The sequence below is a fragment of the Pedobacter sp. 22226 genome, assembly GCF_052045455.1.
Taxonomy (GTDB): Bacteria; Bacteroidota; Bacteroidia; order Sphingobacteriales; family Sphingobacteriaceae; genus Pedobacter; species Pedobacter jeongneungensis.
The window spans coordinates 21,680-46,327 of record NZ_JBQEPB010000005.1; the positions used below are offsets into that span (position 1 = coordinate 21,680).

The 24,648-nt window shown below is 38.3% G+C and carries 19 protein-coding genes; 6 read left to right on the forward strand and 13 right to left on the reverse strand.

Annotated elements, in window-relative coordinates:
• Window positions 1-77: 77 nt before the first annotated feature.
• From ACTJKC_RS12240 to ACTJKC_RS12250, 3 genes are read left to right on the forward strand one after another with little or no spacing between them, the layout of a single operon-like run.
• Complete coding sequence (locus ACTJKC_RS12240; RefSeq protein ID WP_344852672.1) at window positions 78-2,402, forward strand: TonB-dependent receptor; 2,325 nt, start codon at window positions 78-80, stop codon at window positions 2,400-2,402.
• A 5-nt stretch (window positions 2,403-2,407) separates the two neighbouring features.
• Entirely contained in the window at window positions 2,408-3,217 is an 810-nt protein-coding gene (locus ACTJKC_RS12245; protein WP_440792264.1) for a DUF4249 domain-containing protein, read from the forward strand.
• A 57-nt stretch (window positions 3,218-3,274) separates the two neighbouring features.
• Window positions 3,275-4,231 carry a 2-hydroxyacid dehydrogenase gene (locus ACTJKC_RS12250; protein ID WP_440792266.1) on the forward strand — a complete coding sequence of 319 codons (957 nt, stop codon included), beginning with the start codon at window positions 3,275-3,277 and terminating at the stop codon, window positions 4,229-4,231.
• A gap of 251 nt (window positions 4,232-4,482) precedes the next feature.
• Here the strand turns inward: ACTJKC_RS12250 and ACTJKC_RS12255 are convergent, their stop codons facing one another.
• From ACTJKC_RS12255 to mutL, 6 genes are all read right to left on the reverse strand, one after another.
• Complete coding sequence (locus ACTJKC_RS12255; protein ID WP_440792268.1) at window positions 4,483-7,209, reverse strand: carboxypeptidase regulatory-like domain-containing protein; 2,727 nt, start codon at window positions 7,207-7,209, stop codon at window positions 4,483-4,485.
• A gap of 356 nt (window positions 7,210-7,565) precedes the next feature.
• Window positions 7,566-8,198 carry a nitroreductase family protein gene (locus tag ACTJKC_RS12260; protein ID WP_025145276.1) on the reverse strand — a complete coding sequence of 211 codons (633 nt, stop codon included), beginning with the start codon at window positions 8,196-8,198 and terminating at the stop codon, window positions 7,566-7,568.
• A 331-nt stretch (window positions 8,199-8,529) separates the two neighbouring features.
• Window positions 8,530-9,642, reverse strand: coding sequence for an endonuclease/exonuclease/phosphatase family protein (locus ACTJKC_RS12265; RefSeq protein ID WP_440792270.1), 1,113 nt, complete (start codon window positions 9,640-9,642; stop codon window positions 8,530-8,532).
• Complete coding sequence (locus ACTJKC_RS12270; RefSeq protein WP_440792272.1) at window positions 9,642-10,496, reverse strand: rhomboid family intramembrane serine protease; 855 nt, start codon at window positions 10,494-10,496, stop codon at window positions 9,642-9,644. The genes ACTJKC_RS12265 and ACTJKC_RS12270 overlap by 1 nt, the downstream gene beginning before the upstream one ends.
• A complete protein-coding gene (locus tag ACTJKC_RS12275) occupies window positions 10,489-11,208 on the reverse strand; it encodes a rhomboid family intramembrane serine protease (RefSeq protein WP_440792274.1) in 720 nt (239 codons plus the stop codon). Before ACTJKC_RS12275 ends, ACTJKC_RS12270 begins: the two co-directional genes overlap by 8 nt.
• A 192-nt stretch (window positions 11,209-11,400) precedes the next feature.
• Window positions 11,401-13,239: a DNA mismatch repair endonuclease MutL gene (gene mutL / locus ACTJKC_RS12280; protein WP_440792276.1), complete on the reverse strand. Its 1,839-nt coding sequence runs from the start codon at window positions 13,237-13,239 to the stop codon at window positions 11,401-11,403.
• Window positions 13,240-14,458: 1,219 nt separating this feature from the next.
• On the opposite strand from mutL, the gene ACTJKC_RS12285 reads away from it, so the two are divergent.
• The 3 genes from ACTJKC_RS12285 (at window position 14,459) to ACTJKC_RS12295 (ending at window position 18,481) form a co-directional block, all read left to right on the forward strand.
• Window positions 14,459-16,093, forward strand: coding sequence for an amidohydrolase (locus ACTJKC_RS12285; protein ID WP_440792278.1), 1,635 nt, complete (start codon window positions 14,459-14,461; stop codon window positions 16,091-16,093).
• A complete protein-coding gene (locus tag ACTJKC_RS12290; protein WP_440792280.1) occupies window positions 16,080-17,897 on the forward strand; it encodes a serine hydrolase domain-containing protein in 1,818 nt (605 codons plus the stop codon). The genes ACTJKC_RS12285 and ACTJKC_RS12290 overlap by 14 nt, the downstream gene beginning before the upstream one ends.
• Window positions 17,898-17,959: 62 nt before the next feature.
• A complete protein-coding gene (locus ACTJKC_RS12295) occupies window positions 17,960-18,481 on the forward strand; it encodes a hypothetical protein (protein ID WP_440792282.1) in 522 nt (173 codons plus the stop codon).
• 73 nt (window positions 18,482-18,554) lie between these two features.
• Here ACTJKC_RS12295 and ACTJKC_RS12300 read toward each other — a convergent pair whose 3' ends face one another.
• From ACTJKC_RS12300 to ACTJKC_RS12330, 7 genes are all read right to left on the reverse strand, one after another.
• A complete protein-coding gene (locus ACTJKC_RS12300) occupies window positions 18,555-19,160 on the reverse strand; it encodes a tetratricopeptide repeat protein (RefSeq protein ID WP_440792284.1) in 606 nt (201 codons plus the stop codon).
• Window positions 19,161-19,323: 163 nt separating this feature from the next.
• Complete coding sequence (locus tag ACTJKC_RS12305) at window positions 19,324-20,490, reverse strand: hypothetical protein (RefSeq protein ID WP_440792286.1); 1,167 nt, start codon at window positions 20,488-20,490, stop codon at window positions 19,324-19,326.
• Between the two features lie 81 nt (window positions 20,491-20,571).
• Window positions 20,572-20,973, reverse strand: coding sequence for a hypothetical protein (locus ACTJKC_RS12310; RefSeq protein WP_440792288.1), 402 nt, complete (start codon window positions 20,971-20,973; stop codon window positions 20,572-20,574).
• A 120-nt stretch (window positions 20,974-21,093) separates the two neighbouring features.
• Entirely contained in the window at window positions 21,094-21,321 is a 228-nt protein-coding gene (locus ACTJKC_RS12315; RefSeq protein ID WP_440792290.1) for a hypothetical protein, read from the reverse strand.
• A 681-nt stretch (window positions 21,322-22,002) separates the two neighbouring features.
• The gene (locus tag ACTJKC_RS12320; RefSeq protein ID WP_440792292.1) at window positions 22,003-22,368 is read right to left on the reverse strand and encodes a hypothetical protein; all 366 of its coding nucleotides are present in this window, start codon (window positions 22,366-22,368) and stop codon (window positions 22,003-22,005) included.
• An 11-nt stretch (window positions 22,369-22,379) separates the two neighbouring features.
• Complete coding sequence (locus tag ACTJKC_RS12325; RefSeq protein ID WP_440792294.1) at window positions 22,380-23,897, reverse strand: hypothetical protein; 1,518 nt, start codon at window positions 23,895-23,897, stop codon at window positions 22,380-22,382.
• Between the two features lie 76 nt (window positions 23,898-23,973).
• On the reverse strand, window positions 23,974-24,561 hold the full coding sequence (locus ACTJKC_RS12330; RefSeq protein WP_440792296.1) for a Crp/Fnr family transcriptional regulator: 588 nt from the start codon (window positions 24,559-24,561) through the stop codon (window positions 23,974-23,976).
• Window positions 24,562-24,648 lie beyond the last annotated feature (87 nt).

Sequence of the window (24,648 nt, forward strand, 5' to 3'; positions counted from 1 at the left end):
GAAAATCCCGATTTCCCTTAAAAGGGCATGGATTTCGTACATTTGGTTTCCATCTTAAAAATTAGATAGTAGCCGATATGCTCATAAAACACTACTTAGCTTTATTCCTCCTTCTTTTTTCCGGTACAGCCCTTTTTGCTCAGAATAAATTTACCCTTAGTGGTACCATCCGCGATGCGGGCACAGGCGAAACGCTTATTGGTGCCACTGTAAAAATTTCTGGTACCCCTGCTGCTGCAACCCTGACCAATAATTATGGTTACTTCGCCCTCACACAGCCCGAAGGAACCTACACGGTAACAGTGAGTTATACGGGTTATGCCTCCATAATCAAAACGATTAATTTAACAAAAGACACCAAGTTAAACGAGGAGCTAAAAAGTGCAAACGATTTGGCAGAAGTAACCGTAAGTGCAAATAACCGTAAAAATGAAAACGTTAAAAGTGCACAAATGGGGCTCGAAAAGATTGATATGAAGCTGCTCAACTCCATTCCGGTATTACTGGGTGAAAAGGACATTTTAAAAACCATCCAGTTGCTGCCGGGTGTTAAATCGGGTGGGGAAGGGAATACCGGTTTTTATGTGCGTGGCGGAGCGGCCGATCAAAACCTGATTATCCTGGATGAAGCCGTAGTGTACAATTCATCACATCTTTTGGGGTTTTTCTCCACCTTTAATGCCGATGCCATTAAAGATGTGAGCTTATATAAGGGTGGCATGCCCGCACAATATGGCGGCCGTTTGTCGTCTGTTTTAGATGTTAAAATGGACGACGGGAACAGCAAGGAATTTAAATTTCAGGGCGGAATCGGCTTAATTGCATCGCGTTTAAAGGCCGAAGGACCGATTGTAAAAGATAGGGGTTCGTTTATGGTGAGTTTCCGCCGGACATATATCGATCTGTTTTTACGTTCCTCTCCGGATTCGACTGTGAATGGCAGTACGCTAAATTTTTACGATATCAATGCCAAAGCGAACTACAAAATAAACGATAGGAATACGATTTACATCTCAGGCTATTTTGGTAAAGATAATATCGGGGTAAAAGACCTTTTTGAAAACAACTGGGGCAATGTAACCACCACCATTCGATTAAACCATATTTTTAGCGACCGTTTGTTTTCCAATACTTCCTTAATTTACAACAACTATAATTATACGGTGAGGTTATTAAACGATGCCACAAATTTTAAGGCTACTTCGTTGGTCCGCGATTTTAACTTTAAGGAAGATTTTCAGTATTTCAGCAATAAACATACTTTAAGGTTTGGTTTAAACGCTACACAACACCGTATTTCGCCGATTGATATTGATAGCGACGAAGCTTCGCAGGTAAACTCGCTTACACAGGAAAGACGCTATGGTATAGAATCTGCAGCTTATATTTCTGATGAATGGGCCGTTAACGAACATTTAAACTTTTTGTATGGCATGCGTTTAGCTGCTTTCTCTTTAATGGGACCGGGCAATTTTAGTACTTATGATGCGGATGGAAATATCCTTTCTACACAAAATGTAGCCAGGGGCAAATTTTATAAAAACTATTTTAACCTCGAGCCGCGTTTTTCGGTAAGCTACCTGTTTAATGAGCAAAACTCAATAAAGGCATCCTACAACCGCAATACGCAAAACGTACATATTTTAACCAATGCTACCTCCAGCTCACCTACCGATCAGTATGTGCTGAGCAGCAATAACATTAAGCCAGAAATTGCCGATCAGGTAGCTTTAGGTTATTTTAAAAATATTGAAGATAACAATTACGAATTTTCGGGAGAGGTTTATTATAAATGGCTGCAAAACCAGATCGATTATAAAAATGCGGCAGAGTTGTTGGCCAATTCGAATGTAGAATCAGAATTGTTATATGGCGTAGGCCGTGCTTACGGACTGGAGCTGTTTTTTAAAAAGAAATTCGGTAAACTGAATGGTTGGGTGGGTTATACCTTATCGCGCACCGAGCGCAAATTTACAGAATTGAACAATGGCAAGTATTTCCCGGCAAGGCAAGACCGTACGCATGATGTTTCGGTGGTAGGTATTTACAACATGAGCAAGCGGTGGACGTTCTCTTCAAGCTTTATTTACAGCACAGGAAATGCGGTAACTTATCCGGCAGGAAAATATAGCATTGGCGGCCAAATGGCTTATTATTATACACAGAGAAATGCCGGCCGGATGCCTTATAATATGCGTTTAGATGTAAGCGCTACTTTAGAAGGAAAACCCGGAAGGAAATACCAGTCGAGCTGGAATTTTGGCGTGTACAACTTATTAGGAAGGAAAAATCCTTATTCTATCGAGTTTATTACCGATCCGAACGACCCGAATAAAACGGCTGCGCAGCAAACTTCTCTGTTTGGCCTTATTCCTTCAGTTACCTGGAACTTTAAATTTTAAAACAAATGAAAAAACTGATTATATATCTTTCGCTGTTCACTTTTTCTTTTGCCGGTTGTAAGAAAATTATCTCTATTGATACTGAGAATGCCGATCCCCAGATTGTAATTGAAGGGAAAATTAATGATCAACTGATCGATCAGCAGATTAAGATCAGCAAAACCATCGGTTATACCGAGGCCAATGTTTTTCCTAAAGTTTCGGGAGCAAGCGTAACCGTAACCGATAATAAGGGAAATACCTATGTTTTTAAAGAAGGTGCCACACCAGGCACTTATATCAATAAAATGAAAGGGTTACCGGGTGTAACTTACAGCTTAAACGTTACTGCCGAAGGACAAACCTATACGGCCAGTTCGAAAATGCCCAATGTGGTTAAAATGGATTCGATCGGCGTAATTAAAAACTTTTTCTTTGGCAGAGAGCGCAAAACCGCAGCTGTATTTTTAAAAGATCCGGCTAACGAAACCAATTTTTATCACTTTAATTTGTACGTAAACGATATATTATCTGAACGTTTTTATGTCAATAACGATCGTTTAACGAATGGTAACGACCTCAGGCTTCAGTTATTTTTTAAACCGCCTACCAACGATCATGACAGCGACGAGCTGAACTCCAACGATAAAATCAGAATAGAAATGGAGTGTATAGATTCGAATATTTTCGATTACTGGTATGCGCTAAGTCAGCAATCTAACCGCGGGCCAAACCAGGGAACTACGCCTGCTAATCCAACCTCTAATATTTCGAACCAGGCTTTGGGCTATTTTAGCGCGAATACTTATGAGGTACTGTCAGCAACAGTGAAATAATATTTTATTGATTCGCATTATCCAAAACACCTTAAAAGTTTTAATGTTAAATAAAACATGAAAGTATTTATAAGCGGCAACATTGCTCCGGTTGGATTAAAAGAACTGGAAGAAAACAACATTTCGGTTACCCAATGGAAAGAAAACAGGCAGATTACACCAGAAGAACTGATTGAGGCCTGTAAGGATCAGGATGCATTGATCAGCGTAGGTCCGAATAAGATTACCGCTGAATTTCTGAAAGCCTGTAGTCATTTAAAAGTGATTGCGCTCCATTCGGTAGGTTACGATAATGTTGACGTACCTGCAGCAAAAGCATTAAATATTCCAATCGGTAATACGCCGGGCGTGTTAAGCGCTGCCACTGCCGATACAGCTTTTTTATTGATGCTTGCTGTTTCGAGAAAGGCCTTCTACTCACATAAAAAAATTATAAAAGGCGAATGGAAAAACTATGAACCCAGCCCTGAATTGGGGATTGAGGTAAATGGCAAAACCCTTGGTATTTTCGGCCTTGGGAAAATTGGTTTGGAGATGGCAAAAAAATGTATTGGCGCATATAATATGTCGGTAATTTACCATAACCGCTCACGCAACGAAGAAGCTGAAAAGGAAATCGGTGCCAGGTATGTATCTTTCGAAGAACTTTTGGCACAAAGTGATGTGCTTTCCATTCATACCGCGCTTACACCAGAAACAAAGGATAAATTTACGCTTGATGTGTTTAAACAAATGAAACCCAATTCGATTTTCATTAACACGGCCAGAGGCGGCATTCACAATGAAAAGGATCTGATTAAAGCTTTAGAAGAAAAAATAATCTGGGGGGCAGGTTTGGATGTTACCAACCCCGAACCGATGGATAAAGATAATCCTTTGTTATTGATGGAAAACGTTGCGGTTTTACCGCATATCGGTTCTGCCACCGAAGAAACCCGCGCAGCCATGGCACAGATTATTGTAAAGAATATTTTAGCCGGACTGAAAGGGGAGAAACTACCTTTTGAGGTATAATGGTTGATGGAAGATGTTTGATGTAAGATGGATAAGGGGCGAAAAGTCATTTCCATCATTCATCTTACATTTTCCATTTTAACGGATGCTTTGAGATGTAAGATGGATAAGGGGCGAAATGCCAATTCCATCATCCATCTTACATTTTCCATTTTAACGGATGCTTTGAGATGTAAGATGGATTAGGGTCGAAAAGTCAATTCCATCATCCATTTTACCTCTTACATTTTCCATTTAGGCCTTTTGCCGTCTTACTTAACCGTATATCTCAGCACCGATCGTCCTAAATTTCCGTTAGCATCAATACCTTCAATAATCACTTTGTACTGGCCTTTGCCATCTGCGTTATAATATTCGAAAGAGGCATTTCCTGTTGCATCCGTTACTACTTTAGGATTCCAGTAGATTGTTGTTCTTAAATCGCTGCGGTTCATGCTTGCAGGCACGTCATATTTTGGCGAATAGAACTGTTTTTCTTTATTGTATCCTTGTGGTGAAAAAGTAAGCTCATAATATTTAGGCAGCATATCCATTAACTGCGCTTTCGAAATTTTAGTCCCTTTAGGTGCTTTCTTCTGGTTAAATACAATTACACCATTTACATTGTTGGCACGGTTTACCAAACCTAACTCATCTCTTAAAAATACCTCAACCGATTCGATCTGGTTGGCATCAAGCGTATTAATCTGGTTTACATCAACGTTCATTCCATTGATAAAAATACCCATCGGGATTTTTTTGCCCTGGTTATAATCTCTGCTCACATAGAAGTTGTTATCAACAAAGGTTACCCCGGCAAGCATGCCCTGTAAACAATTAATTAAAAGGCCACAGCCCTTTAAACGATCGCCACTGATCTCGTGGTCGGCCATCTGACTAAGTCCCGTTAATGCCGGGTAATCTTTATGACTTACTTTCGGAACCACGGCTGCCTTAATGGTTACATCTTTTAAAGTGTGTAAATAAGCATATTGTCTTTTGCTGTTATCCAGATAACTCGTTAGAGCACTGTCTATATTTAAAACCTCTTCTGCTGCACTAAAGTTTCTGGTTAACGAAGGAACCGGTGCACCATTTAAACTTAAGGTCATGTTTTTATAGTTTACATTGTATTTAGCTGAAATGGTTACTTTCGATGAATCGTTAAAAACCAGGTTCGAAAATTTAAAATTTCCAACCGGGTCGGTAGTGCCTTCCAAATTGAAACGTTTATCCGGAATACTCAACAATAACGCACCTTTCCTCACCGGAATACCATTATTCTGACGTAAAATACCAGAAATTTCGATGCCTTGTTCTGGAAGGAAATCTATTTTAGGCAGTTTATTGGCAATAATATCGGTGTATTTAAAGCTGCGGTAGCCCTGGGTAAGCAATAACACATCCAAATCGGCATTTTTCTTCGCATCTGGTGCATTAAAGTAATAGTTTGCCTTTTCAATATAACCTTTAACATCACTGCTTAATAGCAAGCCTGTTAAAATGGTACTGGTTGCATCTTCGCTGGATGGTACTTTTGTTTCGTCAACAACCGTAACAGAAAAACTTCCTTCAACAGGGGCACCGTCTTTTTTAGCTGCCACATTTATTTTTACTTTTTTCTTAACCCCATAAGCCGGGGCAGCAGTGGTAAGATTAACCGCCATCGTATTTTTTTGCTGTACAAAAACCAGTCTCTCACTTAAGGGTTTACCAAACTCGTTAAACAAAGTAAACTGGGCAATTCCATTAGGGAATTTAGATTTAAGTACCGTGGTATTGTATTCTTTGTTTGATAAGGCAGTTTGCGCACCATAACAGATTACGCCTTTGCTCTGTGCAATTAAATAAAGCTTTTTGCCCTGATTCTGCTCAAAAAAAGCATCATTCGCCGAGATTTTTATCGCTACCTGTTCTGCACTGCTGTTATCAATGCTGATGGTTACGCCATTTGCAGCAACAGCAGGTAAATTATACATCTGACTGGTGCCATCGGCATAAGTAACCGCGGCTTTGTAGGTTTTTCCAGCCTCGGCAGCTAAATTGAAACTGCCCATACCCAAATGCTGAGCGGTAAAAGTAGCTACCGTTTTGCCATCGTTATCGGTTACTGTACCTTTAGAGCTGATGCCCAAACCATCACTTTTAATGGCTTTAAACGCAACTTTATTGGTTAAACCGGCAATTAAACTCCCTCCTTCAGGGAAAAACTGGAAATCTTTGCTTAAAATGGCATTTTTTAACGAAAAAGTACTGTTAGCTACATCTTTATCAGTGGTGTTAATGGCGGTAATCAGCTGGCCTTTTTGTAATTGGTATTCGGCCTTTTGTGTATTGCTCATTGCGATGGTTAAATAACCATTGGCATCGGTTGTGCCCCTGCCTTTGGCAATTACAGTATAACTCGTAACTACCTGCCAGCTTATATTTTTGTTGGCATAGGGCTTGTTATTAGCATCTTTAAACTGTACCCTGGCATCAATTTTTTCTAATTTATCAGTTGAGGTATTTTTATAGGTAATGTGCGTTTTTACTTCTTTATCAATTGCTTCGCCCACATAAAAAGTTTTGTTAAAATAAGCGGGATCATCGTTGTTCAACATCCACAAAGTATAGGCCCTGATGTGATAATTGCCCTGTTTATAATTCACCTGATCTAAGGGGAAGTTACCATAGGCAAAACCTCCTGTAACCGGTAATTTAAGGGTCTGAATAAGTGAATCATTCTGGTTGATCACATCTACGTAGATGATTTTACTGATTCCTGATAAGAAATTCTGATTTTCGGTTACATAAGCCTTAAACCAAACGGTATCAGCAACAGCATAATAAGGTTTATCGAAATGAAGGTAAATTTTTTCGGCTGGATAATCGCTTAAAGCCTTATTGGTTTTGGTAATGATGGTATTTATACTTACGGTATCGGTTTGGGCCGACGAAGAGAAACTAAGCGCTGATAAAAGAGAAAGTATAATAAAAGATAGTCTAAAAATCTTCATGGATTGGTTATTAAATGCTAAGCGCGTAAATATATCCAATTATAAAGAGAGCGCCTAAATTGTAGGGAGGTTTAACATTTTTTTACAAAAGATTTAAGTTCATTGGTTCATTAGTCATTGGTTTATTGGTCATTGGTTCACTGGTCATTTGTTTATTGGATTAACTGTTTGCCCTTCGAATACGCTCAGGGGGTAATCGGTTAATTGTTTAAATCGGTTAACTGTAAACTGTAAATTATAAACTGCAAACTGATAACCGGTTAATTGCCATTAAACTCCAACGGCTTTACGTTATTCGCACAAACAAAACAAGCCGCTTAAAAGCGGCCCGTTTTAAATATAATAGTGTTTGCCTGTTATTTAAACTCGATTAAGAATTCCTCTTTTGGAGAACGTACTTTTTTAAGGTTTACCAACCAGTCGCCGGCTTCATCTCTGTTTCCTAGTGGTAATAAGGTAACACTTTTTAAGCCTTTTTTATCTAAACCTAAAAGTTCATCTAAGGCTGGTCCGTTAAAACCTTCCATTGGGGTAGCATCTACCTTTAACAAAGCTGCTTCTGCAATGGCAATACCGAAACCAATATAAGCCTGACGGGCAGCATGGTTAAAGTTTTCTTCGGCAGTTCTCGATAAGATCATGCCTTTTAATTGTGTTTTGTAAGCATCTGTTGCATCCAATGGCAAACCGCGCTCAGTATTCATTCTGTTAAAAACAGCGTCAATTCCTTCTTCAGTATAGTTTTCGTTTGCTGCGAAAATCAACAGGTGAGAAGAATCGATTACCTGCGATTGATTAAAAGCAATCGGCGCAATTTTCTCTTTTAATTCCTGATTGGTTACCACGATTACTTTAAAAGGCTGTAAACCTGATGAAGTTGGCGCTAAGTGGGCAGCTGCAATAATTTTATCAACCTTTTCTTGTTCAACAGGCTGACCGTTCATTTTTTTAACGGCATAACGCCAGTTTAGGGCATCTATTAAGCTCATATTTTTGGAGATTTTTTTTAAATTTTATGCAGCAAATATGCAGATAAGCTTTAAACCTAATGTTGATGTATGGTAAGAAAATTTTTTGTTTAGGCTCCGTTAGCCAATAGCCGTTGACTTTAGTCAACGGGAATAAATGCGAAATAGAATTAGAAAATGATTGGCTTGTGGTTCTTGGCAGTTTGCAGTCCCGCTTTCGCTTATAGTCCTCGCTACGCTGCGGGCTATTCCGCTCAATCGGGTTTATGAAAAAGGGTTTTGCAGCCTGCAATCGCAAAAATGAAAATAAATAACCGTTGACTGAAGTCAACGGGAATAATCGTAAAATAAACTAAGGCACAAACCTCAAATCACTCCGTACCGGGAAGTGGTCGGATAATTTGGCCTGGGTAATTTTGTAGTTCAGCACCTCTAATTCTTTAGAAGTAGCAATATAATCGATCTGAAAATTGGGGAACTTGCCATTATAGGTTTTGCCAAAACCATTTCCTTTTTTAATAAAGCTGTTGTTCAATCCGGCCGTAATCTGCGTAACCACGTAAGAAGCTGGCGTATCATTAAAATCGCCTGCAATAAGGTAAGGCGTTTTACAGGCAGCCATTTCCTTTTTCATAATATCCACCTGACCGCTGCGTTTCAAAAAAGCACTTTTCAGCATGCTCAAAATCCGCCTGGATGGTTTTAATTCTGTATTCATTTCTTTTACCTTATCCAGGTATTCGTAATCCTGTTTTTCAAAAGAAATAGACTGGAAATGTACATTATAAATCCTTAATGTTTTTCCTTTAATGTTTAAATCGGTATAAATACTCATGTTACCCGGATAGCCGGTAACAAAAGGGATTTTACCTGAGTTTTTAATGGGGAATTTAGAAAATATGGCCAAACCAGTGGCTTCGTAATCGTTTTTATTGGTTGGAACGAAGTAATAATATTTAGTGTTCAGCAATACTTTTAAGCTATCAACAATATCAAAAGCCCCTTTATAACGGGTAAAAAACTCCTGAAAACAGATGATATCCGGATTTTGGTCTTTAACCACCTGAAGCATTTTTTCCTTTACCGATTCGGTATTGTCTTCGCCGTAAAGTTTAAAGCTATGTACATTATAGGTCATCATCCTGATGCTGTTTTCTGTTTTTTCTGCACCGCCTTCATCGCCACCAATGGCAAAGGTTGCCTTTAACGTTTTGGCGCCAATGGCAATAACCAGAACGGTAACAATAGCGAAAATCCATTTTTTACTTAAAAACCACCAGATCAGAAAAATAATATTACCAAATAAAACGAAGGGGTAGGCAAGGCCAAAAAAAGCTATCAGTGCATGTTTACGCGGATCCATATTCCCGGCAAGCACCCCCAAAAGCAAGGCTATGGCCAGTGCAACAGCAATGGGCAGGAGGAGTTTATCCAGAAAACTGTACTTCTTCTTTTTTGTAGCCATTAATCTTTACTTGCCTTAAACAGTTTTTCTTTTTCTACAGCGCTTAGTTTATCATATCCCGAAGTAGATATTTTATCTAAAATGGCATCAATTTCCTGTTGCGAAACACCACCTTTAAACTCTGGCTTTTTAACCGGTTTTTCGTTACGTACTACCTTTAGTTTAGGTTTGCGCCCGAACATTTTACTCCAGTCGCTTCCGCTTTGCAGGCGTTTAATAAAAACAAAACCAAGCAGTGCACCACCAATATGGGCCAAGCTTCCTCCGGCATTTACCGATCCGATGGCAAGAAAATCAAGAACGAAATACACAATGGCAATCCATTTAATTTTAACTTCCCCAAAAATGAACAGCATAATGGTGTAGTTAGGTACCAGCGTTGCCGCCGCAAAAATAATGGCCATCACCGCTGCAGAAGCACCAACAATGGTTACGCCCGCTAATCCACCTGCATATACCGGGAATATATTTAATACTGCAACTGCAAATAATCCTCCGAATAAACCACCCGCCAGGTACACAAAATGGAACTGCCTGCTTTTTAAAAAATTCATAAATATGCTGCCGAACCAGAACAATCCGAGCATATTAAACAGGATGTGCAGAATCCCGTCGTGTATAAACATGTAGGTAAATACTGTGTAAAAACGTTCGGGTAATTTGGAGATGCTTGCAGGTAAGCCCACATACTCGCTAACCAGCGGACTAATCAAATCTCCTTTGCCGCTGAGCCAGCTAAATACCCCAATAACAGCGATGATCAGAAATAACAGCACATTAATGCCAATGTAAAAGAATATCGGGTTGCCAGATTGAAAAACCTTGTATTTTAAATCTTTGAAAGTATTATTCATAGAGTGTATAAAATGTATCGTTTTTATCTTTCCATAATTTAACAAGTATAAAGCCGATTAATGCACCACCCAAATGGGCATAATGTGCAACAGAATCGCCTTCAAACTGTGCTACACCCAGAGATAATTCTACCAGGATGTAAATGGGTATAATGTATTTTGCTTTTACCGGAATTGGGATAAACATGATTAATAATTCTGCATTTGGATACAGCATGCCAAAAGCAACCAGTAAACCGAAAATAGCCCCCGATGCACCTAGCATTCCGCCAAAATATATGCCGAATAACGTTTTAATTTTAGCTGGCGAAGCTTCGGTTGCATTGTATAAATCACTTAGGTTTAACTTATTCTGTGCTGTAAAAGTTCCTAATATCTGATGAACCTCGAAAGCTTGCACTGCCCATTGTAAAAACAGGGCACCCAAGCCCGTTACAAAATAAAATATTAAAAATTTCTTTGCCCCCCAGCGTGATTCAAGTAAACTTCCAAACGAATACAGCGCAAACATGTTAAAAAAGATGTGTGCTAAATTACCGTGCATAAACATGTAACTTATGGGCTGCCATATTTCGAACTTTGGCGAATCGAAATAGTAAACGGCCAGTATATCTTCCAGATGAAGGCTCGGTAACAGGTAAGTTGCCGCGAAAAATAAAATATTAATAATCAGCAGGTTTTTTACTACCGGTGGAATATGTATGTTGTTCATTTATTTTTAAAATCGGTTAATTGTTTAAGTGTTTGAGCAGGTTAATTGTTTAAACTGGTTAATAGGTTAATTGTCTCCGAACTCCGAACTCCAAGCTCCGAACTCCAAACCTTGGTCTTCTGGACCTCCGTCTTCGGACTTTCGGACCTCCGACTTTAGACTAAAGACTCCTGACTTAGAACTCCAAACTTCTCAGTTCTTCTCAAACTTCTTATCCAGCTCTGCTAAAGTAATGGTTTGGATTACCGGTTTCCCACTCACGCTAAAGTTAGGGGTTTTGCAGGCAAAAAGCTCATCAATCAGCGTATTCATTTCTTCCTGACCAAGGCTTGTGCCGGCTTTAATGGCGCTGTTCTTTGCCAAACTCCGGGCCAGGCTATCGCGTTTGCTCAGTTTTAGCTCTTGCTGCGAGTTTTTAAACCCTTCAATCAATTGTTCAAATAACTGTGTTTCGTTAATGTTGCTGCTGCCCAGATCAACCGGAACGCCCTCTACTACCAACGTATTTTTCCCAAACTCACGTACATCAAAGCCCAAACTTTTTATATCATCCAGTAAACTTTTGGCCAGTTCGAAATCGTTGGCGTTAAGTGTAATGGTTTGTGGAAATAAACTTTGCTGCGATGCGCCTTTGCGGTCATCCAGATGTACGAGAAAACGCTCGTAAAGGATCCGCTCGTGTGCCATTTGCTGGTCGATTACCATTAATCCCGATTTAATCTGCGAAACGATATACCTGTTGTGCAATTGCATGTACTGCTTTTGCTTGGTTTCTAAAACGGTTTCATCCTCGTAAATCGAAGTTTGCTCAACAACAGGCTGTTCCGTGATATCGTAAAGTGAGCCCCAGTTTTTTGCACTCGGTTTTGCATCATAATTTCTGGGCGATGAAGCGTAGCCCGATACAGAACTCTTATCACTGGCAAAAGGATTAAAATCAGGGTTGAAATTAATACTCGGTGGCACAATGTCTTCAACCGCTTTATGCGTAATCATATTACTAAAGCCCGTTTCCTGATCGAAATCTAAGGTTGGAGCAATGTTGTAACGACCAATAGAGCGCTTTACTGCCGATTTCATGATCGCGTAAATGGATTTCTCGTCCAGATATTTAATCTCGGTTTTGGTAGGATGAACGTTTACATCGATTTTCGAAGGATCAATCTCGATAAATAGCACATAAAGCGGGTAACTGTCATCTGGTAATAACTCTTCAAAAGCAGAACTTACCGCATGGTTTAAATACGGATCTTTAATGAAACGGTTGTTTACAAAAAAGAACTGTTCGCCCCGGGTTTTCTTAGCAAAAGCAGGTTTGCCGATATAACCTTTAAGGTTGATGATAGTCGTTTCCTCCTCAACCGGAACCAGACGTTCATTGTAATTATTGCCAAAAAGATGGACAATACGCTGTTTTAAATTGCCTTTGGGCAGGTTGAAAATTTCTACGCCATCGTGGTGCAGACTAAAAAACACACCCGGATGCGCCAATGCTACCCTTTGAAACTCGTCTAAAATGTGGCGCATTTCTACCGGATTGCTTTTCAGGAAATTCCTTCTGGCAGGCGTATTAAAAAACAGATTTTTAATCGAAATCTGTGTTCCCGCTGGCGTAGCAACAGGTTCCTGGTTGGTTATCTGTGCACCTTCGATAGAAATACAAGTGCCTATTTCATCCTCATGCCTGCGGGTTTTCATCTCTACCTGGGCAATTGCTGCGATAGAAGCCATAGCTTCTCCACGGAAACCCATCGTGCGGATGGCAAACAGATCTTCAGCCTTTTTTACTTTCGAGGTAGCATGGCGTTCGAAACACATCCTGGCATCCGTAACGCTCATTCCACAGCCATTATCAACAATCTGAATCAGTGCCTTACCGGCATCTTTTACCACCAGTTGAATTTTATCTGCGCCGGCATCTATCGAATTTTCGAGCAATTCTTTCACTGCAGAAGCAGGTCGTTGTACAACTTCTCCGGCAGCAATCTGATTGGCAACAGCATCAGGCAATAAGTGAATAATATCAGTCATGTATTAAGGCAAAGTGAATTCGCTAAATTATGCAAAATAAGCTTAAAGAACCCGATTTGTTTAAAACTCAACATGTAAATGACTGTAGGTAAATAGATTTAATTGCTTCTCTGTCATTCTGAACGAAGTGAAGAATCTTTTAGTAATAAAGGATTTCTTTTCACTTGATCCCTGATGGTAAATGGTGAAAAATGAATATATGCATGGGAGATAAAGATTGTCATTAAAAGCAATGCCTTATTTTTTTTGGAAAGCAGGGTTCTGCGTTAATCGCTTCCGGTAGTCCTGCTGTACACTGTATCCCGATAGAAAAAATCGGGATGCCGTTCCCATCAGGTTTATTTTACAAAAGCTTGTGATGCAGTACGCAGGAAAGAATCAGGCCCATAATGGAAACCAAAAATTCGTAGTCCAGTGGTCTGTGGAGACACAGACCACGGCTTATTCGCGTATTTTATTCTACTTAAGCTATATTCTGTGAGTTTCCATGTCTCCGTGGCAAAAAAATACTAATCAATAGTTTTAACGAATGCTTAAAAAAAAGAAAGTGGTCTGTGGGGATACATACCACAGCTTATTCGCGTATTTTATTCTACTAAAGCTATATTCTCTAAGTTTCCGTGTCTCCGTGGCAAAAAAATACTGATCAATAGTTTTAACGAAACGCTAAGAAAAAAGAAAGTTGCCTGTGGGGATACAGACCACAACTTATTCGCGTATTTTATTCTACTAAAGCTATATTCTCTGAGTTTCCGTGTCTCCGTGGCAAAAAAATACTGATCAATAGTTTTAACGAATGCTTAAAAAAAAGAAAATGGTCTGTGGGGATACAGAACACAGCTTATTCGCGTATTTTATTCTACTACAGCTGTATTCTCTGTATTTTCCGTGTCTCCGTGGCAAAAAATACTGATCAATAGTTTTAACGAATGCTTAAAAAAAAGAAAATGGTCTGTGGGGATACAGAACACAGCTTATTCGCGTATTTTATTCTACTAAAGCTATATTCTCTAAGTTTCCATGTCTCCGTGGCAAAAAAATACTGATCAATAGTTTTAACGAAACGCTAAGAAAAAAGAAAGTGGTCTGTGGGGACACAGACCACGTGGTAAGATGTGCTGATCGGTTACAGATGCTTCTTGCCTCAGCATGACAACAGTCCTTTCTGTAAAGCTGAATTTACAAAACCAAATGCTTTCAATTTTCTATCTTTATCGGTATGAAATCCATCTTACCCTGCCTTTTTATGGCTTTGCTTTTCGCTTCATGCTCCAAAAAAGAGGAAGTTGATGTAATTGTTTACAACGCCAAAGTTTATACTGTTAATAGCAATTTCGATACCGTTGAAGCTTTCGCCGTAAAGAATGGTAAAATCCTTTCGCTAGGTAAAAACGATGAGATTAAAGGAAAATATGCTTCTAAAGAAGAGGTCGACGCTGAAGGTAAAGCCGTTTATCCGGGTTTTATTGATGCTCATGCCCATTTTTATGGCTACGGACAAAGCCTGCAAACGGCGGATTTAAGAGAAACAAAATCGTGGGATGAAGTGCTGGCCCGTTTAACTGCTTTTGCCAAAACCCATCCCGATGGCTGGCTGATTGGTAATGGCTGGGACCAAAACGATTGGGCAGATAAAGCTTTCCCTACCAATGAAAAACTTACCGCGCTTTTCCCCGGTCGTCCGGTATTTCTAAACCGCATCGACGGTCATGCTGCAATTGCCAACCAAAAAGCATTGGATGCTGCAGGCATTAAAGGTGAGCAAAAACTGGTAGGGGGCGATATGTTAACGCAAAACGGGAAACTAACCGGGGTTTTAATCGATAATGCAGTAGCTTTAGTAGAGCGTAAAATCCCTTCGCCAGATGCCAAATTAGCCGAAAAAATATTTACAGATGCACAGCAAAACTGCTTTGCTGCAGGTTTAACTACCATTGATGATTGCGGTTTAAGTTATTTAGCCGTAGAGTTTATCGAAAAACTGCAGAAAGAAAAAAAACTTAAAATGAGGCTTTATGTCATGCTTTCTGACGAACCTGATAATTACAAATATTTATTTAGTCGTGGCCCGATAAAAACCGACCGCTTAAATGTGAGGGCATTTAAGGTTTATGCCGATGGTGCTTTGGGCTCGCGTGGGGCCTGTTTAATCCATCCTTACAGCGATATGCCCAATAAAACCGGTTTTTTGTTGAGCAATCAGAAACATTTTGAAGAAGTGGCTCAAAAAATCGCAGCCAATCATTTCCAGATGTGTACCCATGCCATTGGCGATTCAGCCAACCGCGTCATCCTCAATATTTACAATAAAGTTTTAAAAGGTAAAAACGATCAGCGCTGGCGCATCGAACATGCACAGGTGGTTAACACAAAAGATTTCGACCTGTTCGGCAAAGCCAGCATTATTCCTTCCGTTCAGCCTACACATGCCACTTCTGATATGTATTGGGCCGGGCAGCGTTTAGGTGCCGAAAGGTTAAAAAGTGCTTATGCCTACAAACAATTGTTAAAGCAAAATGGTTGGATTCCTTTAGGTACCGATTTCCCGGTCGAAAACATTAATCCATTATTAACGTTTTATGCAGCAACAGTGAGAGAAGATGCAAAAGGCTTTCCGAAAGGAGGCTTTCAGATGGAAAATGCCCTAACACCCGAAGAAGCCCTGCGCGGCATGACCATTTGGGCCGCCAAAGCCAATTTCGAAGAAGAAGAAAAAGGAAGTTTAGAAAAAGGCAAACTGGCCGATTTTGTTATCCTCGACCAAGATATTTTAAAATCAACACCACAGAATATATTAAAAACCAAAGTCTTAAAAACCTACCTGAACGGAGAAAAAGTATATGAAGCGAAATAAATTGTATATCCTGGCTGCGGCGAGTTTTTTTAATGTTTTATGCTTAATGGCCTGCGCGCAGGAGCATACCACAAACGAAAAAAAACTTTCCATTGCCAATGCCATATCAAATACAACAGTATTATTAAATAATCAGGATACCATTATCCCGCTAAAATCGCTTGAAAAGAAAAATATTGCTTCGGTGAGTTTAAGCTTTGCTTACAGTGCCGTGTTCGATAGTTTGGCCAATAAATATGATAAAATCACTTCATTTTCTGCCGATTCGTATAAAGACAGCCTGAATCTGAACAATCTGGAAGATGATCTTAAATATTTCAACACCATTTTAATCAGCATCGACGATCAGAATGTAAACAAGGAGAAATACATCAATTTTATCAATAACATCAGCAAGAATAAAAAAGTAATTATCTCTTTCTTTGGTAACGGACCGGGTTTAAAATCATTCGATTTATTGCAGTCGCCGATTATATGGACCGCCCAGAACAATGCCGATGCCGCTGCAATTGTGCCGCAATATATTTTTGGAGGTATTGCTGCCGTAAATAAATTAACCACAGCATTTTCTGCCCGTTATACCATGGGTTCTGGCTTTACAACAACAGCTACCCGCTTAAAATATACCGTGCCCGAAGATGCCGGAATCAACTCCAACAACTTAAAAGAAATTGATGCCATTGCTGCAGAAGCCATCAGCCAGAAAGCAACCCCTGGTCTTGTGGTGCTGGTAGCTAAAGATGGTAAAGTAATCTTTAATAAGGCTTATGGTACGCATACTTACGATACTAATGTGCCCGATAAAGTAACCGATATTTTCGATCTGGCCTCGGTAACCAAAGTAACCGCAACCACTCCGGCCGTAATGCGTTTAGTGGAAGAAGGAAAACTAAAGCTCGATACAAACATAGGGGCTTATATCGCTAAAGCACGTACTACACCGATGAATAATATTCAGGTGCGCGAAGTTATGTTGCACCAGGCCGGTTTTATTCCTTACATCCCCTTTCATGATTATGTAAAAACCGGCGATTACAGCAGAGATTCGTCGGCAGCTTATCCTACCAAAGTAGCCGATAATTATTACATCAAAAAAGGCTTTTTTAAAGATTTTATGTGGCCTAAAATGCTCAATGCACCTATTAAAACACGAGGTAAATATGTGTACAGCGATATCAGCATGTATGTGATGAAAGATATTGTGGAGCACATTAGCGAAGAGCCGCTCAATCAATACACCTACGAAAATTTTTATAAACCCCTGGGCATGCAAACTGCAGGTTTCCTACCTCGTAACCGTTTTAAACCAGAGCAGATTATCCCGACAGAAGATGATAAATATTTCAGAAAAACCTTGCTGGTAGGCTATGTGCACGATCAGGGAGCAGCGCTGGCAGGTGGAGTTTCAGGGCATGCCGGCTTATTTGCCAGTGCCAACGACCTGGCCATTATTTATCAGATGTTGTTAAACCGCGGTACTTATGGTGGGGTAGCGTATTTCAAAAACTCAACGGTTGATATGTTTACGTCAAAACAATCGAATGTAAGCCGCAGGGGTTTAGGTTTCGATCGCTGGGATCCGGATAGCACCAAACATTATCCTTCTGATTTGGCTTCGCCACAAACTTACGGCCATACCGGTTATACCGGAACCTGTGTTTGGGTAGATCCATCACGTGGTTTGGTTTATGTGTTTCTGTCGAATCGCGTTAATCCTACCGTTACCGATAAACTTTCTAACCTGAAAATCAGGGGAAGAATTCAGGATGTGGTAAATAAGGCCATTGATGAGTCTAAGAAATAATAATGCAGCACTGTCAATTTAAATATTTTGCTTAATTTCAAGATAAACCTAATATCAATGCTATGAAATGGACTAGAACGTTAACAATTTTACTGCCTTTTTTGGCTATAGCTTTCACCTCAAATGCACAGCAGATTAAAGATGGTGAAACTGTAAATATAGACGGAATTGCCGTAACTTATTCTGTTACAAATAAAGAAAAGCTGACCATAAAAGATCAGAATTTCGACCGCTATAAAGTTTTAGCCTCTGTTAAAAACAATACCGGTAAATCTTTTAACATTCGTTTGGCCAGCTCACTGGACCTTACTGGGATCAGTAATTCGAAAATTATAGAATTGGATTGTGTAAATGCCACAGGAGCAAGGTTAACCTCAAAAAAGGTTCAGGTGAGCATGAAAAGCCATTTGATTAATGTAACCTATCCTACAAAAGATAAGGATGGGAAAGCCATTACCGCCGTATTGCCGGTAACTGCCGGCTATTATTTCGATCAGGGTCAGGTGATCGAAAACGATGCGATTTTCATCGTGCCTGCTGGAGAAGTGCCTCAGGTTACCGTACGAAGTTTATTGAAGAATTAAAAATTTAGAGCGGTCAACCTTAATGACTAATTGCTTATTAAGGTTGACAACTCTTATCTATTCGCTTCTGGTATTAATACTCGTCTTCCAATAAACTCACACAATTTGCTGCATTTTTCTTAAGTCTGTCATCAAGTGAAGCAATAGCAGCGTTGTCTTTAAGGCTTCGGTACAAATTTGTGATAATGGTTTTAGTTTCATCGTCCGGATCGCAGGCTTGCGATTTTTCCAGATATGGCAATGCTTTAAGTGCAACTACTTTATACTGGGCGTAAAGTTCGCCTTGTAATTTTGAATCTTTTGCCTTTCCTGCTTCATTTATTTTGGCGCTTAGAGCATTACATTTTTTAACAAAAATAAAACCTAAGGCACGGTACGGAACATAATAAGCCGGCGTAATTTTTATGGCTTCTTCATATTGTGGAATGGCCTTTTCTGTTTGCTCGGTTTCTTCATAAAGCCTTCCTAAATGATAACTCACATTGCCCAGCTGGGTTTTTGTAAGTTCCGGAGATCTTTTAATCAGTTCTTCTGCCAACTGAATAACTTTTGGTTTCTCGGTATCGGTCATTCTGATCTGAGAATAATCCCAATAGAGGTCTTTAATGCTCTTGCTTTGAGCGAAGCAGGTTTGCATCATTGTTAAGGTAAATAAGAGGTTTAATAAGCGTTTATACATAGATTTTAATTTTTTTTCTAAGATAAATGAAATTAACTTTTTAGTTCAACTTTGTAAAAATATATAGCAGTGCGATTAAACCAAGGCGTTAAATTATAATGTTGATTTAATATTTACCATTAGTAAACTTGATTAGCCCATATTTCCGGATCGCTTTAAATAATCAATTTTTATTTAAAAAATATTTGGCTTTTTCTTTCACGGAAGCAACCGGATGATTTAAGCATTTATTAAGAAAGTTGATGGATCGCTCATCTTTTTTATTTTTAAAATAATCCATCAGTTGATAAAGCTGTTTTTCATTGGGTGTTTTCATGATAATTTCACATATCTGATCAAAATATCTGTCATCATAAAATAAGCTGTTTCCAAAAAGGTCGATATAGTAATTATCCGGAAGTTTTTCATTTTTAACAAGAACAAACCACTTCCTTAAAGAAATATCATTTTCGGAACTTAAAAGTGCATGTAACAATGCATCATCTGATTTCGGATTTCTAATTAAACTATCCAGGTATTGAATATCAATAAACGAAGTACTGCTCGCAATTGCCTTTAAACAAATTTGATGAAGATCTTTATTTGCTAAATATGGCTTTACAACAGGTAGCATTTCTTTAGCGTGTAAATGCGCTAAAACAGCAATCGCCCAGCCTTTCATAGCTGTGTCAGTTGTAATTACAGTTTCTTTAAGTACTTTTTCTTTTTGGGCACTATTTTCTGTTTTAGCTAAAGTCCTAATGGCAAGGCATTGAATAACACGGTCTTTACTGCTAATACTATCCAGGCCAAACTTGTTTAAGCGCTGTTTATCCATTCTTAAAAAATCATCTATTAAGTAACTTGTACCATCATTATCTTTGTAGCGGATAATACATTTTATTATAGGTTCAAAATCCTTTGAATGCAAATAAGTTAAGATAGTAGCAAGCCAGAAATCTTTATAATCACTCCTTTTTAATAAAGCTGTTATTTTGTCCGTTTTAGAAGTATCATTGGCCGCACAGGCAAGAAAACATCCAAATGAATATTTTCGATTCAACGTATCAGCTAATAATGCATCAATATTTTCTTTATAAACATTTGATTGCTTAAAGTTGCTTAATGGATAGTTGGCAGTTTCCATATTTTTCATACTGGCAGCCAATTGACTATTGGGATTAAACCAGAATAATATATGGTTGTACTTTTTATATAGGGAATCAACTTTTTTATCAGGAAAATGCTGCTGGGCTATTTCTTTAAATTCTATTTCAAAATCAGAAACACTTTGTGCGCTGGATTTAGTGTAGGGCAAAACGATAAACAATAACAAAAATAAGTATTTCATAGCGGGTTAAATGTTTACTCAAAACTATATTGAATTACTTTTTTAGCTTTTGACTTTTATCAAAAAAGGAGATTAGTTTATCTAACTATAATCCAACGTACGCCTCGAATACATGAGTAAAGCAATCCAGATTACCAGATAAGGAACAAGCAGAATAACCATTAACGGAAAATAAATAAGGCTGAATATTAAAAATGTGGATGGAATATAAATAGCACCGATTTTATTAAGCCTGGTAAACACCAGAACAGGAGCCAGGTATAAAAATATATTACTGATGAATACAAAAAAGTCAAATACTGAAAAATGAACAGACGACATTAAGAAATAGGTCCTGTTCGCTAAATAATCTCGAAATATGCCATTTACATAAATCCAGCCTTTATCTCCGCCATTTAAAGGAATACCGATGTAGGTGGTTAGAATAAGCAATAAAACCAGAAGAAATTGAACAGTGTGCTTGTAATTGAAAGTGAAAATCATTGCCCTAAATTTAGTTGAGTAAAGCTATTAATACTTAACGGATTAGGTTTTGATAAAAGTCAAAAAAATAGCCGATGAACAGTCATCAGCTATTAAGATAAATTATGAATTTCACTGAATTTAATATTTTTCAGGTAATCCCTCTTTTTTTCTATTCTCTAAAATTTGTTCTTCAGAAATATAGGGAAGCGTAAATCTTTTATAGTGTATAACCCATTCATGCCATTCCCAAAATCGCCAGGGTTTTAATGTAAAAGTTCTATACAGTTGTTTGTCCTTAATATTTGGATCGCTTTTAATTCTTTCATCAAAGCTTTCAGCGTAGGTGTTAAAATTTGTTCCTTTCATTAAGTTTTCTTGATACTGAATCACTCCATTATAGGATGAATAGGTATAATCTTCGGTAATGATCTTACAAAACCATGATATTGGCGGAATATTAATCAGTATCAAAATACAAAGGCAGATTATTAGTATCTTTTTCAAATTCTTGGATAATTATCTAATGTTTTTTCTCGTATGTTATTTGTTTATGCTATAATTTGAATCAGCTGTCGAGGAATTAAGATCATCCAATGGCTTAAAAATCTTTATTGTTAATATCGCAGAACTTATTACAAACACTAACAACGGAAATATAAACCAAGGTTCAATTCTATTGTAGTGACGAAGAATGCCCGACATGTAGGCTCCAGTACTGCATAAAATTATAAAAGAAACTAGGATTGGATAGCGATCTTTATATGTCCTTGATAATAATATGATCAAGATAGAAACAATTGTTGAGAGGCCAACTAGGCCTAATGACCAAGAAATATCTACATTTTTATTGTGGGTGTATGTGAGTAAATCACCTACAAACTGAAACGTACAAAGCCCAATCCCAGCAAAAATTGGAATCCCGTGTTCTCCTAATCCGTTGATGAGCAGAAAGGAAATGATCGATAAAGGTTTTAAGTATTTCATAAGTCACAAAGGCAAATATTTTAGCTTTTAATGATTACTCATGCATCTCTAAGAATCACTATTTTAATATTTTTCAGGTAATCCCTCTTTTTTTCTATTCTCTAAAATTTGTTCTTCAGAAATATAGGGAAGCATAAATCTTTTATAGTGTATAACCCATTCATGCCATTCCCAAAATCGCCAGGGTTTTAATGTAAAAGTTCTATACAGTTGTTTGTCTTTAATATTTGGATCGCTTTTAATTCTTTCATCAAAGCTTTCAGCGTAGGTGTTAAAATTTGTTCCTTTCATTAAGTTTTCTTGATACTGAATCACTCCATTATAGGATGAATAAGTGTAGTCTTCAGTAATGATCTTGCAAAACCAGGATATTGGAGGTATATTAATCAGTATCAAAATACAAAGGCAAATTATTAGTGTCTTTTTCATTATTTCAAGTTTTATTTACAAGATCCTTTTCCTAAAGGAGCTTTTCCAGGATTTGTCTTAATCCTGTTATCTCCATTATTTTTTAAAGAACGCATAGATTGACCTAAGCCAGCTGGAGTCATAGCACGAGCTACATTTAATGGGTCCATAAATCCTGCAATGTTTGACCATGGGCTAGGAAGAATTATCCCCCCACTATTGCATGCGTCGAATACAAATGCAGTGCAATTCATCCCTAATAATTTATATTCTTTTGGTGGATTTGAAATATAATCCAATATTGAATCAAATTTATCTCCATTTGAACCTAGTTCAAAATTCATTTGAATAGTAAAACTTATAGGATCATTACTTGCATTATCAACTATTTTTGAAGGTCCCTCAAATTTATTGCCCGCGGGATAAAATCCAATTGTTTGTGTAATGCTTTCTCCATTACTACCTATCTTTGTCAAGGTAATTGCTGTGTGGCCAACACCATTCTTCCCATAGTTCCAGTCAGAATTTTCTAATGGTTCCTGTACTTGTACAGAAATTTTATAGCTAGCACCAGCATCTGGTATATTTTCGAAGCACTTAGCATAATCTTTTGGGTTTATTGCTTCATGATCCTGACCTGGCATATATGGATCTTCGGGGATAGTGTTTGATTCCGAAGCGTTTTCCCCACCCCCACTGCCACCGCTCTCCCCAGGATCAGCCGGTGGATCTGGAAACCAAACATCTTCACATATAGTTTCTTCACTCGAATCTATAAGAGAATAAGTAACGCCGCACATACTCGGCGGCCATTGGCAGGTTTCGCTGGAAACAATCTGTATTCCACTGCAATACCCAGGGCTGTCAGAAGCAAATAGGCAACTCCTCAATTCAGTGTGGCACTGAGTTTCTATATAAGAGGTGGCATCTGGACGTTTAATTGTCTGCCTATTTACTGCCAGTAACCTTCTTTTACTATAAGACTGGCTAACAGTTCCATTTACATAATCTAACAGAAAACTTTTTCCATTCGCCAGGTTTTTCAATAGGAGGCTCCCTGTAAAGTTTTCAACCGAGAATGTCTTTGAGTTTTGAGCCTTGTCTGCTACATTTACAGGATGGTAATAAAAAGCTTTAAAGAATTCTTTTTCATTTTTTACCATCAGATAAGTGGCCATGCCAACTTCTTTTGCCTCCAGTAATTTGCCATCTTGTTTAAGATAGGCCTTTAAGCGGTAAAAAATATAGGACACACTGTCGTTTACCACCTGTGTGCTGGGGTGTTCCCAGTCTGGTTTCCATACAATGGATTGTTTGACATTGGGGATTAATTTTTGATCTAGTTTATTAGCATAGAATTTTTCCTTTATTGCCGCAAGTCTGGAAGAAAAATCAGGTGATTCTTTCGAAAGTACCTTTTTCGTAATGACTTCATGATCTTGTTGAAGAAAATTATTCTTCTTACAAGACCAGAATGCTATTAAAGCAAAAACAAATAAAAATGGGATAGTAAATTTGGGATGAAAGCTGAATATAGTTTTTAATATCATAGACTTTCGTTTTTTAGTTTAACCAAATCTACATCTACCTGATCTCCAAACTTTTGATAAATATCAAAAAAGACAACTACTTTCTGATTCTGCTCAACGTTTCCTGCGAGATACCTAAATATGATGCGATATGCCCCAAAGAAACCCTTTGAAAAAGCTGCGGACTCCTTTTAAGCAATTGCCCGTAGCGCTCTTTTGCGCTTAACATCCGCAAGTCGTTGGCCTGTATTTCGTTCCGGATGTAATAATATTCCGTGAGTTTTCTGCCGATAAAATTAAACTCCATAAACTGCAGGTACATTTCGTCAAGTTTTTCGCGTTTTACAGCAATCAATACCGAATCTTCGAGCGTTTCTATATATTCAAAACTGGGCTGAGCGGTGAAAAAGCCATACACCGAAATGAGCAGTTCATTTTCGAATAAAAACCAGGTGTTGGTCTGTTTGCCGTCTTTATTGAGGTAATATACCCTGGCTGCCCCCGATACAATAAAATAGATGGTATTGCTGCTTTCGCCGGCATTTAACAGTATGGTTTTTCTTTTAACATTAACCAGATGGCTATTGTTAACAATAGCAGCTTTAAGTTCATCGCTAAGCAGATGAATGGCATTGAAAACTGCAAATAAATTTTGGTAAGCTTCCGGATAATCCTCTTTTAGCATAATTCTTTTTTTAACAGGATGCTATCATTAAACGGGGATTAATTCAAATATAATATTTATTCGTTAGTTGTGCAGATTAGCTTTTAA